Source organism: Amycolatopsis stemonae (assembly GCF_054781455.1).
On record NZ_BAAGUJ010000012.1, the window covers coordinates 175759 to 190678 of the forward strand.

A 14920-nucleotide genomic window follows, 5' to 3' on the forward strand; every position below is an offset into this window, starting at 1 on the left:
GACGTGACACGACCGGCGGAGCCGCTGATCGGGCGAGCGGAGCTCGTGGCCGGCCTGGAGCAGGGCCTCCGGACCGGCCACCGGTTCGTGCTGCTGGCCGGGCCGCCCGGCATCGGCACGTCGGCCATCGCCGAGCAGCTCGCGCAGCGCCACCAGGGACCCCGCCACCGCATGACCGCGGCGGCGTGGGAGTCCGGGTACCCGTACGCCCTGCTCACCCAGGCGTTCCCCGGCTTGCCGACGTCCGAGCCGCTCCGGACCGCCGGCGAACTCGCCGGCCGGCTCGAGCCCGGCACCCTGCTCGTCATCGACGACGCGCACCTCGCCGACGAGGCGTCCCTGCAGACCTTGGCCTCCGCCCTGCGTCACCACTCCGACGCGCACCTGCGGGTCATCGCCACGGCCACCACCGGCGACCCCCGGGCCGGTGCCGCGGCGCTGGACCTGCTGCCGCGCATCGCGACCGACCACCCGCTGATCCCGCCGCTGGACGCCGCGCAGATCAGCGAACTCGCCGCGTCCTACGGCGTCGCGCTCCACCCCTCGATCGCCGAACGGCTGCTGCGCCACAGCCTCGGCCGGCCGAAGCCGGTGGTGGAGCTGCTCACCGAGCTGCCCAGGACGACCTGGACCCGGTTCGACCCCACGCTGCCCGCCCCGGCCGTCGTCGACGCGCGCGTCCGGCGCGACCTCGCGGCGTGCTCGCCGGCCGCGCGGCGGTTCGCCGAAGCGGCGGCCGTCCTCGGCACCGACACGCCGGTCCAGGACGTCCTCGCCCTGGCCGAACTCGACACCGATCCCCTGGAACTGCTGGACGAAACCGCCGCCGCCGGGCTCGTCCGGCTCGCTCCGCGCGGGCTCACCAAAGCCGGCCCGCCCGACCCGATGGTGCGGGCCGCCGGCCTGGGCGAGCGCGGCCCGGCCGTGCGCGCCGCACTCCAGCGGCGGGTCGCGGTGCTGGTCGACGACCCGGTCCGGGCCCTGCGGCTGCTGGCCGCCGCCAGCCCGGTACCCGACGCCGCCGTCGCCGCCCGGCTGGACGACCTGGCCCGGGAGCGAGCCGCCGAAGGCGCCTGGGGCACCGCCGCGACCCTGCTCCGCGACGCCGGCGGGCTGACCGACGACCCCCGGCTGCGGCAGGCCCGCATCACCCGGGCCGTCGACGCGCTGATCGGCGCCGGCGACGTCTTCCGCGCGGCGGCCCTGGTCCCCGAAGTCGAAAGCACCCGCGAAACCCCGCTGCGGGACGCCGTCCTCGGCTACCTGGCCGTGGTCCGCGGCCGCGCCGCCGAAGCGGGCACCCGGCTGCGCCGCGCGTGGGACATCGTCAACCCCGGGCGCGACCCGGACACCGCGGCCCTCATCTGCCAGCGCTACGTCCTCGACGCCCTCGCCCGCTACGACGGCCGCGACCTCGTCCTCTGGGCCGACCGCGCCATCGAGCTCGCGGGCGCCGACACGCCCCCGGCCGTCGAGGCCGCCGCCATCCGCGGCCTCGGCCTGGCCGCCACCGGACGCGCGAAGCAGGCCCGGCGCGACTACGAGCAGCTCACCACCCGCCTGCGTCACGGCGCGCAGGCCCAGCGCGCGACGATGGCGCGGGGCTGGCTCAACCTGCTCACCGACCGGCTCGACGACGCCCGCCTCGACCTCGAAACCGCGATCCCCACCAGCTACCTCGGCGGCTCAGCGCGGATCTCGCTGTGGGCCCGCGCCTGGCTGGCGCGCACGCAGTTCCTCACCGGCGAGCTCGACAGCGCGCTCACCACCGTGCGCGACGCCCTGCACCTGCAGGAGCGCACCGGAATCCTGCTGACCGGCCCGTTGCTGTCGTGGACGGCCGTGGCCGTGCACGCGCTGCGCGGCCAGTGGGACACCGCCGAGGCGCTGCTCCTGCACAGCGCCCCCGGCGCGAGCGACTACCCGATCATGCGGCTCCCGAGCCACTTGGCGCGGGCCCACGTCGCCGAAGCCCGCGCCGACCACGCCGGGGTGCTGCGCTCGCTCCACCCGTTCACCCGCCCGGCGCCGTCGTCCAGTGCGGACGAGCCCGGCCACTGGCCCTGGCACGACATGTACGCCCACGCCCTGATCCTGCTCGGCCGGCTCGACGAAGCCGGCGAGTTCCTGGTGCCGCAAGAAAAACTGGCCGCCAAGCGCGACCACGCTTCGGCCCGCGCGCGCCTCGCCGCGGCCCGCGGCCGGCTCCACGGCGTCCGGGGCGACGTCGCCGCCGCGACCGCGTCGTTCGACGAAGCCCTCGAGCGGATCGCCACCCTGCCCCTGCGCTACGACCAGGCCCGCATCAACTTCGGCTACGGCCAGACCCTGCGCCGCCTCGGCCGCCGCGCCCGCGCCGACGTCGCCCTCACCGCCGCCCGCGACGGCTTCGCCGCGATGGGCGCGACGACCTACGTCGACCGCTGCGACCGCGAACTGAAGGCCGGCGGCGTCCACCTCGCGCGTTCGGACTCGACGTTGACGCCGCAGGAGGAGGCCGTCACCCGGCTCGTCGCCCAGGGGATGTCGAACAAGGAGGTCGCCGCGGAACTGTTCCTGTCGAGCAAGACCGTCCAGTACCACCTGACCCGCGTCTACGCGAAGCTCGGCGTCCGCTCGCGGACCGCGCTCGCGGCCCGGTACAACGCCCCGGCCGAAGGGGCCTGACCCGCCGGAAGGTGGCCGGAACCCGCGGGCTCCGGCCACCTTCCGCGCCGGGACTACATCTTCGCGGCGCCGGCCTTGATCGCCTCGCGGATGCGCGCGTAGGTGCCGCAACGGCAGACGTTGCGGATCTCGTCCAGGTCGCTCTCGGCGATTTCCCGGCCCTCCGCGCGAACCTGCTTCACCTTGGCGACCGCGGCCATGATCTGGCCGGGCTGGCAGTAGCCGCACTGGGCGACGTCGTACTGCAGCCACGCCTCCTGCATCGGGTGCAGGTCGGCGCCCACGGTGGCGGGCAGGCCTTCGATCGTCGTGATCTCGTCGGTGGCCTTGACGTCGGCCACCCGCACCGAACACGGGTTGAACGCCTTGCCGTTGAAGTGCGACGTACAGGCCTTGCAGACGTTGATGCCGCAGCCGTACTTGGGCCCGCGCACGCCGAGGACGTCACGCAGCACCCACAGGACCCGCACGTCGTCGTCGACGTCGACGGTCACCGGCTTCCCGTTGAGGACGAAGGTGTGCTTGCTCATCGATCTTCTCCTCAGTAGGTGTGGTCGAGACCGTCGGTGGGCGACTCGGGCACGGGCGGGACGAACGACTTGACCTCGAAGCCGATCGGGTCGTCGTGGTTGATCGGGAACCGCTTCGGGACCTTCCCGGTCGCGCGGGCGTAGGCGCACGCGACGGCCGCGTACGAGCACGCCACCCCGGCTTCCCCGCCGCCGCCGGGCTGCTCGCCGTGCGAGGGCATGACGATGGCCGTGAAGTCGGTCGGCATGTTCCACTGGCGGGTGTAGAAGTAGTTGTCCCAGCTGGCTTCGAGGAAGTGGCCGTCCTTGAGGTGCACGCTGCTGGTCAGCGCGAGCGCCATGCCGTCGGCGAAGCAGCCCGTCATCTGCGCTTCCAGGCCACGCGGGTTCACCACCAGGCCCGCGTCGATGGCGATGACCGCCTTCGTGACGCGCGGCCCGCCCACGCCGTCGCGGATCTTGCGGTTCACCGTCTCGGGCCGGCAGTCCAGCTCCACCAGGCACGCGCTCGCGCCCTTGTACTCCTTGTGGATCGCGATGCCCTGCGCGAACCCGGCGGGCATCTTGCGACCCCAGTTGCCGACGTCGGCGACCTTGCGCAGCACGCCCTTGACGACGTCGCTCTTGAGGAACTCCAGCCGGAACGCCAGCGGGTCCTTGCCCATCGTCTTGGCGAGGATGTCGACCATCAGCTCGGCGGCGCAGCCGGTGTCCGGCGAATAGACGTTGCGCATCGAGCCGGTGTTGAAGCGCTGGTCGGTCTCGGTGAGCAGCTGGTCGACGACACCGAAGTTGTACGGCACCTCCTGGGTCAGCGCGAAGACGGTCTCCGCGACGCCGAGGTTGCCCAGCCCGGTGGGCAGCTTGGTCGCGACGGCGGTGAGCATCTCGCCGAGCCCGTGCCGGAACGACGTCTCGACGGAGGTGACCCGCTGCTCGAACGTGAGCACGTTGCCGGCGAGGATCGTGGCGCGAAGCCGCGAAGTGCACATCGGGTGCAGCCGGCCCTGGCGCGGTTCGTCGGCGCGGTGCCACATCAGCCGCACCGGCTTCCCGAACGCCTTGGACGCCTGGGCGGCCTCCACCGCGTGGTTGCCGAACAGCTTGTGCCCGAACGAACCGCCGCCGGTGATGACGTTGACCTTGACCTGCGTCTGCAGCAGCCCGACCGCCTGCGCGACCTCGCCCTGGGCGACGATCGGCGACTTCAGGCCGGCCCAGATCTCGGCACTGCCGGGCCGGACGTCGGCCACCGCGCAGTACGGTTCGAGCGCGGCGCTGGAGCGGAACATGAACTCGAAGTCCACGTCGACGGTCTTGGTCAGCAGCGGCACCTTGGGCACGGCGAGCGGCAGTTCGGCCTTGCGCAGGTTCGCCAGGACGGACTCGTCGTCCTGGCCTTCGACGCTGCCCGCGCCCCAGTCGACCTTCAGCGCCCGCACGCCGTCGATGCACTGGCCGAACGTCTCCGCGCGGACGGCCACCCCGGTGGGGATGATCGCGACGTCGGTGACGCCGGGCAGGTTCAGCACGTCGGCCTTGTTCTGGATCGCCTTCGGCGTGCCGTTGAGCGTCGGCGGCCGGCAGATCATCGTCGGCAGCGCGCCCGGGACGTCGATGTCCATCGCGAACTGCTTGCGGCCGGTGACGATGTCGAGCGCGTCGACGCGGTTCTGCGGCTGGCCGAGGACCTTGAACGCGGTCGCGGGCTTGAGCTGGCTCGGATCGAGCTTCACCTGCTTGGTCTGGCTCGCGGCGGCCTTCGAGGCGAGCTGGCCGTAGGTCGCGGACGAGCCGTCCGGCGCGGTGATCACGCCGGCCTTGGACTTGAGCAGGGCGACGTTCGAGCCGAGCAGGATGGCGGCGGCCTCGAGCAGCTGCAGCTTCGCGATCGCCGAAGCGACGCGGATCGGCGTGAACGTCGAGATCGTGGTGTTCGACCCGCCGGTGAGCTGGTTGAAGACGAGCTCGGGGCGCGCCGGGGCCAGGCTGACGCGCACCTTCTCGACGGGCAGGTCGAGCTCCTCGGCGATGATCATCGCGGTCGAGGTGGTGATGCCCTGGCCCACCTCCATCCGCGGGAGCTCGAAGGACGCGGTGCCGTCCGGGTGGACGGTCACGGTGACGAGCTGCGAGGTCGGCAGGGCGGCGTCGGTGAGGGCGTCGTTGAGGTCGTAGAGCTCGGGCGGCTGCGGCGGGGAGGGCACGGCGGCGGCCGCGGGCGTGCTCTGCGCGACGTCGGCGGCGACGACCAGGGTGCCGGCGGCGAGGACGTAGCCGAAGAAACCGCGGCGGGAGACGCCCTTGGGCGTGTCCCCGACGTCCGGAGCGTCGTGGCTGAGGGTCACACTGCTCCCCTTTCGAGATGGTGGGGCGGTGGGAGGGGTTCCACCGGGTTCGGGAAGTGGTGAGACATCACCATGCCCGGCAAATGGAGCAGTGGGTGTCCAACTTTTGGACACTTCCAGGCCCCTGACCTGCGTATCCTCGGGTGCTTCACCGGAAAGAGTGAATAACCGGATGCGACGTCGCTCGTTCCCGCTGTAGCCGTTTTCCGACCGGCCCGCAGCCGCATCCGCGGTCACTTTCCGTGCTTCTCTCCGCTCCTGCGGGCCCAATCTCGCCCGATCGGCGCGAAGACGTTTTCGCGACGTCCTGGTGACGGCCTGCTGCCACGCTTTCCGAGGGTTCGGAGTGGGAGGAGCTGTCCCATGCCACCGCCACCGACGGCTCGCGCGAAGCTGCCCGCGGTGACGACGACGGCACCGGCCACGACGCCGGCCACGGCGCCCGTGGCGCTGAAGGAACGTCCGCCGCAGCGGAAACCGGCGGGGCTGCCGCCGTCGAACGCCGCGGCGCTCGCCGCGTTGCGCGCGGGCGACAAGAAGCCGCTGGCCGACCCGTCGCAGAAGCAGTCGCAGGACAAGGTCGGCAACGGCGCGGTGGCGGCGGGCCTGGCACGGGGCCCGGGGTCCGACCCGAAGTTCGCCGTGCTGAAGAAGGACATCGCGCACAAGAAGCGCACGGTCGCGGCGTCCCACCCGCCGGCCGGCAAGGAAGCGACGTCGGCGCAGGACGCCTCCGTGCCGCCCAAGGACGACGAGGTGGCACAGGGCAAGACCGCCAACGCCGAGAAGATGAACGACGCCAAGCCGAAGGAGTTCGACAAGGAAGCGTTCATCAAGGCCGTCGAGCAGGCCATCGCGGAGAAGGCGCCGAAGAACCTGGAGCAGGCGGACGAGTTCGCCGACTCCGGCAAGCCCGCCGAGATCAAGGCCGAAGTGCAGGGCAAGGTCGGCGAGGGGAAATCGGACTCGGCCCAGCAGATCGCCGACACGACCGCCGCTCCCCCGGACACCTCGGCCGCCGTCCCCAAGCAGGTCGTCCCGATGGCGGACGACCGCCCGCCCGGCACGCCGGCCACGCCCGACCCGGCGAAGGCGGCCCCGGACAAGCTGCCGCCGTCGGCGACGGACCTGTCGGCGGGCCCGGCCAAGGTCGACCAGGAGATGGCCGACAACCAGGTCACCGAAAAGCAGCTGGGCACCGATCCGGCGTTCACCCCGGCCCTGAAGGACAAGAAGGCCGCGGAGAAGCATTCGGAGGCGACGCCGCCGGAGCTCCGCAAGAACGAGTCGCAGCAGCTGCGCCGGACCACCGCGCAGGCCCAGCACTTCGGCGCCGCCGCGATGGGCGCGATCGCCGGCCAGCGGGTGCGCACCGGCCGGCAGGTCGGCAGTGGCAAGAAGACCGCGAAGTCGTCCGACGAGGACAAGCGGGCGCAGGTGACGGCCACCCTGCAAAGGGTCTTCGACACGATGAAAACCGACGTCGAGGGCATCCTCACCGGACTGGACAAGCTCGTCGACGAGCAGTTCACCAAGGGCGAGAAGGAAGCGCGCGACGCGTTCACCGCCGAACACCGGCGCAAGATGGACGAGTACAAGGACAAGCGCTACAGCGGGGCGTGGGGCCTGATCAAGTGGGGCCACGACAAGCTGTTCGGCCTGCCCGAAGAAGCGAACCAGATCTTCGTCGAGGCGCGCGACAACTACGTCAAGCGGATGCGCGGCGTCATCTCGGCCGTTGCGGACACGATCGGCCGGGAGCTGACGCGGGCGAAGCAGCGCATCGCCACGGGCCGCACGGAGTTGCAGAAAGCCGTCGACAGCCTCCCGAAGGACCTCAAGGCCCTGGGCAAGCAGGCGGCCGCCGGGTTCGCCGACAAGTTCGACGAGCTGACGCAGTCGGTCGACGACAAGAGCACCGAACTGGTCGACACGCTGGCCACGAAGTACACCGACGCGGTCAAGGCGGTCGACGACGAGATCGCCGCGGAGAAGGAGAAGAACAAGGGGCTGGTCGACAAGGCCCTGGACGGCATCAAGGGCGTCATCAAGACGATCCTGGAGCTGAAGGACCTGCTGCTGGGGGTGCTGGCGAAGGCGGCGCAGGCGGTGATGGGCATCCTGCGCGACCCGATCGGCTTCCTGGGCAACCTGATCTCGGCGGTCGGCGGCGGGCTCAAGCAGTTCAAGAACAACGCGCTGATGCACCTGCAGCAAGGGGTGCTTTCGTGGCTCCTCGGCACGGCGGCGACGGCGGGCATCACGCTGCCGACGACCTTCGACGTCATCGGCATCCTGCTGATGATCGCGAGCCTGCTCGGCTTGACGTGGGCGAACCTGCGCGCCCGCCTGGCCCGCAAGCTGCCGAAGGAAGCAATGACGGCCATTGAGGTCGGCGAACACGCGCTGCCGCTGGTGCTGGAGGTCCGCAAACGCGGAATCCGCGCACTGTGGGACGACCTCAAGACCCGGGTCGGCGACCTGAAGCAGAACCTGATCGACAACCTGGTGTCGTTCCTGCTGCCGACGATCGTCATCGCCGGCATCACGTGGATCATTTCCCTGTTCAACCCGGCATCGGCGTTCATCCGCGCCTGCAAGATGATCATCGACATCGTCAAGTTCATCGTGACGAACGGCCGCCAGATCCTGGAGTTCGTCAACACGGTCCTGGACGCGGTGATCTCCATCGCCAAGGGCGGCGGCGGTGGCGTGGCCGGCCTGGTCGAGAAGTCACTGGCGCGGTCGATCCCGGTGCTGATCGGGGCGTTGGCGGCGTTGCTGGGCGTTGGCGGGATCGCGGGGAAGGTCAAGGAGGTCTTCCAGAAGCTCGCTCGGCCGGTGAACAAGGCTATCGACTGGGTGATCGACAAGATCGTCGGGCTGGCCAAGAAGGTCTGGGCCAAGGTCAAGGCGCTTGCGAAGAAGCTCAAGGACAGGTTCGGCAAGAAGAAGCCGAAGAGGGACGGCGAAAAGCCCGGCCGTGCCGACAAGAAGAAGAAGGAGGAAACACCCGCCGAAAAGGAAGCCCGGCTGAACCAGGCCGTCGCCGAGACGAAGTCGTTGATGAGCGGCGGAGTGCGGTTGAGCCTGGTCCTCGGACTGCGCCTCAGGCTGATCCGGCGCAAGCACCGCCTGACGACGCTCGAGGCCACTCCCCAGGGCGGGAAACACGCCTGGGACGTCGTCGCCACGGTCAACCCCGAGGCGAAGTTCGAGTTGTTCTCCATAAAGGACGACGCGAACGATCTGCGCAAAGCCGTCGGCGAGGCCCTCAAGAGCCTCCCGCCGAAGGCGAAAATCGCGGAAGTCCAGGCCCTGACTTCGAGCGCCGCGCAAGCCCACCTGGCACCGGGCTACCAGGTCGAGTGGCGGCACATGCGCGATTCTTGGGTCCTTTACCTCACTCGTCCCGGCACGAAGACAAAGCCGACAGCTGTCGGCGAGTTCCGGCACGCCACGGAGTACACGCAGGTGGGCACCGGCTCGGGCCAGGTCCTGTTCAAGAACTCCGCGGGCGCCGAGTACGTGCACGACAGCGCGGAACAGTATGTGCCGCGGCACATCACCAGGAACATCTCGGCGGCCGACGCGAAACGCCTGGGCAAGAAGGACCTGGGTATCGTGCCGACCGGCACTCGCGCCAAGACCACCATCGTGCAACACGTCGGCGGGAAGAAGCCGTCACCGTTCATCTCGACCACCAAGATCGAATCGGGCGACATCACCAACCCGCAAGAAGAATCACTCGGCGGTCAGTACGGCCGGATCAGCATCGATCTGTTCAAGATCCCTTCGAAGATCATCTTCGATCTGACGTCCAGAAAGGGCCAAGACCTGTGGAACCTGAGCGACCCGGGCAGCCCGAAGCTGCGACAGGTCCTGGAAGACGTCATCAGAACACAGGAAGTGCTGATCAAGGGCGAGATTCCTCGCGATGCCATCACGTGGTTGTGATCCCGCCTTCTGCTAGGCTCACGCGCCGCACCCGTCGACCGAGGCGAGCAGGATGACGTTCGACACCTACCATTGGCAGGGCGTCCACCTAGGGGATGCACCACTCGACGAGGCTCGCGCGGAACTCGAGTCGTCGAGGGACCCGGAGACCGTCTCGCGCGCGTTTCTGACGCTGTTGCGCAGCGACCGGACCGCCGCGATCGGCGTCGCACTCGACCACTACGACTACGCGGAAATGTCCAGTCGGCACGGCACCGGAAACCCGTACTCGCCCTTTGCCGGAGAAGTGCTCGACAAAGCACGCCAACTGCTCCGGCAAGCCCCCCTTCCCGCGGACGAGAGCGGCATCGACGAAGCCGGGGCGAACCACGCGAGCGCCCTCGGCGCCATGTTGAACCTTGCCGAGGAGACGGACGCGGAACCGGTGGCCTCGGCCCTGGCGGGAGCGACCGGCGTCAGTGTGCGGGAGGCCGGGTTGTCCGCGGCGTGCACGGTGATGGAACGATCGACCACGCCGAATCCCGTGCTCGCCGAGACCCTCACCGGCATCGTCCACGACGCCGGCCGCCCGGGAAAGGAGCGGGCCGCCGCCCTCGACGCGCTGGCCGGGTCGGCTGCGGACCAGATCACCGAAGTGCTCCTGCGGGCCCTCGAGATCGACGACCTCGACGTCCAGGTAAGTGCCGCTTTCAACCTGGCCCACCTGGATTCGACGCGGTTCCACCCCTTGTTGGAACGACTCGTCGCAACGTGGCCAGCCAACGTGCCCTACCCGGGCTCCGAGGTGATCGACATGCTGCACGAGTCCAGCTCGAAGGGCTGAGGTCTGACGAGTCAACAACCCGGGCAAGCGGCCTTGTGGGGCACCGCCATCGGCACCACCCGCAGCGCCGCCCCGGCGATCGCCGCGTTGCCCACCCGGTCCTGGCCCGCCGCCAACGTCGACGCCAAATGCGAAGGCACCGTCTTCGAAGACCCGTCCATGGCCGTCTTGGCCGCCTGGGCGTTGCCGATCACCGCCGGGACCAGCACTAGCTTCTTCTTGCCCCGGTCCGCCGCCGCAGCGGTGCTCAGCTCGTGGGCGGTGACCGGAACCGCGGGCTTGGTCTGCGGTGGCATCAGCTCGTGCATCACGCACTCCCGTTGTCGGTCAGGAGTTCAGCATACCGGCCCAGCTCGGCCGGGCGGAACAAGCGCGCCTCGCGCTGGAACTGGCGGGACACGCCCCGGACCACGTGGCGCATGGCGATCGCCGCGCTGCCCGCGTCGGCCGCCGACAGTGCTGCCGTGCGGGCTGCCGACGTGATGCCCGCGCCCGTCATGTCCAAGCGGCACAACACGTCCACGTCCACGTCCGCCGCCAGCGGTGCTTCCGGGGGGAACGCCAGCTCCCACAGGCGACGGCGTTCGGGTACGCCCGGGCGCGGGAAGTGGACCACGAAGTGGAAGCGCCGGGTGAACGCCGGGTCGATGTTCTCCTTGAGGTTGCTCGTCAAGATGATCAGCCCGTCGCTCGCTTCCAGGCGCTGCAACAAATAGCCCACTTCCAGGTTCGCGTAGCGGTCCGTGCCGTGCTTGACCTCGCCGCGTTTGCCGAACAGGGCGTCCGCCTCGTCGAACAGCAGTACCGCGTGGCTGTCCTCCGCCTGCTGGAACACCGCCTCCATGTTCTTCTCCGTCTCCCCCACCCACTTCGACACCACCTGCGCGAGGTCCACCTTCAGCAGCTCGAGCCCCAGGATCCCGGTGACGACCTCCGCCGACATCGTCTTGCCCGTGCCCGGCTCGCCCGTGAACAGCGCCTTCACCCCGCCGGTCGCCGACTTCGCCGCGAAACCCCACGACTCCGCGATGCGCGGCCACGCGCGGAACGCCGACGCGATCTCCGTGATCTGGCCCATCTGGGCCTCCGGCAGCACCAGGTCCGCCAGGCCGCGGCGGGGGATGATCGACCGGACGGCACCGCTCGTGCGACCGCGGGTCACCGTCGCGATCGCCGGCTCCACGTGGGCCGTGATCGGGTGGCCGTTGCCGGACAGGCGCGCGTCCGCGTCGGCGACCGCCGCCACCGCGCGCAGTTCGCCGCCGCTCATGCGGTAGCGGGCCGCCAGGTCCGTCAGCACCGCCTCGTCCAGCACCGGGAACGCCGACGACCACATCGCGCGGCGCTCCGGGAAACCCGGCGCGGGGATCGTCAGCTCGCCGTACGTGCGCGCGGCCAGCAGCCCCGGCGGGCGCCACGGCGTCACGCCCGTCAGGCACAGCGGCACCTCCGAGCGCACCAGCGCCTCGTCCGGGCGCGGGCCGAGACCTTCGGTCCGCACCCACAGGATCGCGTCCAGCGCGGCCGCCGTGCGCAGGTCCGCCGCGACGTCCGCGGTCCGGTGACGCAGGGGTTTGCCGGCCGCGGCGGCCAGGGCCCGCGCCGCGTCGACCTGGCTGTCGGCGGGGCAGCCCCACAGGCCGACCACGTCGACGTCACCGGCGGCCAGCGCGCGGCCGAGCGTCGTCAGCCGCCGCGACCCGAGGTACGGCGACGCCACCGGACGCTCCGGCCGCGTGACCTCGCCCGGGTCGTGGCCGAGGATGCCGACGTCGCCGCCCCAGCCGACGAGGTACTCGAACACCCCCGGGCCGAGCGCCAGCTCCTGGGCCAGCTCGGACGGCGCGTCGCCGAACGCCCGCAGCAGGCCGTAGCGGCGCAGCAGGCCCGCGGACCCCAGCGCGCGACGCAGCGCCAGGCGGTCCGGCGGGGTCTCCCCGATCACCGTGACCAGCAGTTCCACGCACGGCGCCCGCCGGTTGAGGTTGTCCACGACGTAGGCGTAGACGCGCTCGTAGCCCGGGTCCAGCTCCGGCGCGGCCACCAGCAGCAGCGCGTCCTGCTCGACCCGCGCCAGGCCGTACCGGGTCGCGAGGGCGTCCAGCGGCAGCGTCACGCCACGGGAGGCCGCCAGGCGACGCAGGTGCAGCTCAGCCTCCGGCTCCGGACGCGGGGGCGACGGCGGCTCGGTCATCGCCTCCGCGAACGCGTCGACGCGGTCCAGCAGCCCGTCCACCTGCTCGTCCGTCACGCAGAACGGCGTCAGGTCCGGACGCGTCAGCAGCGCCGCGGCCTCGGACTGGCGGGCGACGGCCGTCCGCAGCGCCAGGTGCAGCTCCGCCAGGCGCACCCGGAGGTGCTCCACCGCCACTCCGCTCACGTCAGCCCCCCGAGAAGATCAGCGTCCGGCCGCCCAGCCAGACCACGTCCGGCACGTCGGCGAGCAGGCCGCCCCGCGCGAGGTCCGCGTGCCGGCGGCCCAGCGGGAGCTTCACGCGCACCGCGTCGCGGGTGAACCGGACCGTGCCCTCCAGGTCGGCGAACCTCGTCAGCGCCGGCACGGGGGACTCCCCCTCCCACAGCTGCCAGGCGATCATGCCCAGGCCGAGGGACGCCGCCAGCGCGACACTGCGCTCCAGCGCGCGGTCGCCGGCCAGGGGCGCGGCCCGCCGCTCGACGAACAGCGCGCGCACCAGTTCGTCCAGCCCGCCGGCGGCGAGGTGCGCGGCCAGCCGGGGTTCCACGCCACCGGTCGTCCACAGTGGAGTTCGCCAGCGCAGCCGGGTCAGCGGATCGTCGCGCACCGGACGCACGTCGGTGAGGAACCGGACGCCCGCCTCGGCCAGGTCCCGCAGGCACGTCGGCGGGAGCGGGCTGTCGCGGACCAGCACCGGGGGCCGCCCGCACGCGATCCAGTGCGGCAGCAGACCGTCCACTGTGGCCGCCCACGCGACCGGGAACAGGCCCTCGGCGTCGACCAGCAGCAGGCCGTCGTCGACGCCGGTGACCAGGAGCGGGTCGGCGGGGTCGTGGCCGGGGCAGAGCGACAGCGCGAGCACGCCGTCCAGCACCGGCAACGCGGGGCGGACCCGCCGCGCGAAGCCGGTCAGGTCCGGTACCGACGCACACCCGGCGAACGCCGCGGCCGAGGCGTCGTCCTCCGGGGTTCGCCGCCAGCCCCGCCGTGGCGCACCGAGCACCTGGTACGCCAGGGCGGCGGCGAACAGCGGGGCTTCCTCGAGCAGGTCCACTCCGGACAGTGCCGGGCCGAGCGCGTCCAGGTAGCCGGTTCTCGCCAGCGGACCGGCCAGCAGGAACGGCAGCACCGAGCTGACCTTCGTCTCCCCAGCCGCCGTCGGGACAGCGGTCACCACCTCCGCGCGGACGACCTCGGCGACCGCGTCCGAGGACCGCACCAGCTCGGCGATCTCCGCGCGGGTTTCGGGCGGCCGCGCGAGGGACCGGCGGCGAGCCAGTTCCGCCGCCAGCACGGTCACCGGCCCGCTCGGCACCTCGGCAGCGGCCGGACCACCACCGACCGCACCGGGCGGTTCGAAGCCGTCGGAGACCAGCAGCGCGGAGAGATAGCGAACCAGGGTTTCCTCAGGCAGCAAGGAGAGCAACGCGGCCAGCTCGTCCCGCGCGGCCAGTTCCGCGACCAACACGGCGAACGTCGGCGGTTCGGTCTCCGGACCACTGTGGACGGTTCCGGGTACCTCGTCGGCGGGATCCGGCGAGGCGGACGAGGCCGGACCGGGCGGCGGGACCGCGACCGGCACGGGCACCGACCCGGGCGCGAGACCACCGGTGACGGCTTCGAAGACGAGACCGTCCGGCACCAGCACCCGGCCTCCGCGCGCCGACAGCCGGACCGACAGCCGCACCGGCTCGGTGACCTCGACGTCCGGGCCGTCGCCGGTGACGTACTCGTCGAACTCCGCGGCCAGCAGGTCCGGCAGCGCGTCGAGCACCCGCCGGACGAGCCCCCGTGGGTCCGGACCCCAGCTCCAGCCGCCGCGCCGGACCACCCGCACCACGCAGCGGTGCACGGTGATCTCGCCGACAGCGCTCACGGCGTCTTGACCTCCGTCAGCCGGCCCGCGCGGCCCGCCACCAGCACCAGCACGGCGTGCGCGCCCGGGCCCACCGTGACCGGGAGCGCCACGTGGTCGTTGTCCTTGGTGATGGTCCCGCGCAGGGGCAGCGTGTCCGTGCCGTCGGAGACCAGCGCGAACACCGCGGTGTCCTGCGCCGGCTTCTCCGGCAGCTTGACGACCAGCCCGGTCGCGTCGATCTTGAGCGGCTCGGTCACCTTCGCCAGCTTCACCAGCGTGGGTTTCGGCTGCTGGTTCGGCTGCAGCGCGACACCGTAGGTCAACGGCTCCACGAACACCGCCGGCTGGTCGTCGGCTTCGTGCACCGCCAGCTCCCCGCCCGGCAGGGCCAGGGTCGCGACCTCGCCCGTGCTGAGTGGCAGCCGCACCGGCAGCGCGTCGCCGACCAGCGCGGCCGCCACCGGCACCGGGACGTCGATCGCCTTCACCGCGCCCACCAGGGTGCCGGTGCTCGACTCGTACACCGCGAAAACGCTCATT

The 14920-nt window shown here is 71.5% G+C and carries 9 protein-coding genes; 3 read left to right on the top strand and 6 right to left on the bottom strand.

What is annotated here, in order from left to right:
• The first annotated feature begins 3 nt into the window (after window positions 1-3).
• A complete protein-coding gene (locus ACYVLJ_RS35480) occupies window positions 4-2667 on the top strand; it encodes a helix-turn-helix transcriptional regulator (protein ID WP_460441972.1) in 2664 nt (887 codons plus the stop codon).
• Between the two features lie 53 nt (window positions 2668-2720).
• Here ACYVLJ_RS35480 and ACYVLJ_RS35485 read toward each other — a convergent pair whose 3' ends face one another.
• Both ACYVLJ_RS35485 and ACYVLJ_RS35490 read right to left on the bottom strand, forming a co-directional pair.
• Window positions 2721-3197, bottom strand: coding sequence for a (2Fe-2S)-binding protein (locus ACYVLJ_RS35485; protein ID WP_460441973.1), 477 nt, complete (start codon window positions 3195-3197; stop codon window positions 2721-2723).
• An 11-nt stretch (window positions 3198-3208) separates the two neighbouring features.
• Window positions 3209-5545: a molybdopterin cofactor-binding domain-containing protein gene (locus ACYVLJ_RS35490; RefSeq protein WP_460441974.1), complete on the bottom strand. Its 2337-nt coding sequence runs from the start codon at window positions 5543-5545 to the stop codon at window positions 3209-3211.
• Between the two features lie 363 nt (window positions 5546-5908).
• On the opposite strand from ACYVLJ_RS35490, the gene ACYVLJ_RS35495 reads away from it, so the two are divergent.
• On the top strand, window positions 5909-9502 hold the full coding sequence (locus ACYVLJ_RS35495) for a phage tail protein (RefSeq protein ID WP_460441975.1): 3594 nt from the start codon (window positions 5909-5911) through the stop codon (window positions 9500-9502).
• Window positions 9503-9554: 52 nt separating this feature from the next.
• Window positions 9555-10325 carry a hypothetical protein gene (locus ACYVLJ_RS35500; RefSeq protein WP_460441976.1) on the top strand — a complete coding sequence of 257 codons (771 nt, stop codon included), beginning with the start codon at window positions 9555-9557 and terminating at the stop codon, window positions 10323-10325.
• Between the two features lie 11 nt (window positions 10326-10336).
• Here ACYVLJ_RS35500 and ACYVLJ_RS35505 read toward each other — a convergent pair whose 3' ends face one another.
• The 4 genes from ACYVLJ_RS35505 to ACYVLJ_RS35520 are packed head-to-tail and all read right to left on the bottom strand — an operon-like array spanning window position 10337 to window position 14919.
• Window positions 10337-10633 (bottom strand): hypothetical protein, encoded by a 297-nt coding sequence (locus ACYVLJ_RS35505; protein ID WP_451976708.1) that lies wholly within the window; start codon window positions 10631-10633, stop codon window positions 10337-10339.
• Window positions 10633-12705 carry an ATP-binding protein gene (locus ACYVLJ_RS35510; RefSeq protein WP_460441977.1) on the bottom strand — a complete coding sequence of 691 codons (2073 nt, stop codon included), beginning with the start codon at window positions 12703-12705 and terminating at the stop codon, window positions 10633-10635. Before ACYVLJ_RS35510 ends, ACYVLJ_RS35505 begins: the two co-directional genes overlap by 1 nt.
• A 1-nt stretch (window position 12706) precedes the next feature.
• Window positions 12707-14398 carry a hypothetical protein gene (locus tag ACYVLJ_RS35515; protein ID WP_460441978.1) on the bottom strand — a complete coding sequence of 564 codons (1692 nt, stop codon included), beginning with the start codon at window positions 14396-14398 and terminating at the stop codon, window positions 12707-12709.
• Window positions 14395-14919 carry a hypothetical protein gene (locus tag ACYVLJ_RS35520; RefSeq protein WP_460441979.1) on the bottom strand — a complete coding sequence of 175 codons (525 nt, stop codon included), beginning with the start codon at window positions 14917-14919 and terminating at the stop codon, window positions 14395-14397. Before ACYVLJ_RS35520 ends, ACYVLJ_RS35515 begins: the two co-directional genes overlap by 4 nt.
• Window position 14920 lies beyond the last annotated feature (1 nt).

Excerpts from the sequence above, each read along its gene's own strand:
- ACYVLJ_RS35505 (WP_451976708.1), bottom strand. The coding sequence starts at position 10,633 with ATGCACGAGCTGATGCCACCGCAGACCAAGCCCGCGGTTCCGGTCACC.
- ACYVLJ_RS35500 (WP_460441976.1), top strand. The coding sequence starts at position 9,555 with ATGACGTTCGACACCTACCATTGGCAGGGCGTCCACCTAGGGGATGCA.
- ACYVLJ_RS35495 (WP_460441975.1), top strand. The coding sequence starts at position 5,909 with ATGCCACCGCCACCGACGGCTCGCGCGAAGCTGCCCGCGGTGACGACG.
- ACYVLJ_RS35520 (WP_460441979.1), bottom strand. The coding sequence starts at position 14,919 with ATGAGCGTTTTCGCGGTGTACGAGTCGAGCACCGGCACCCTGGTGGGC.
- ACYVLJ_RS35485 (WP_460441973.1), bottom strand. The coding sequence starts at position 3,197 with ATGAGCAAGCACACCTTCGTCCTCAACGGGAAGCCGGTGACCGTCGAC.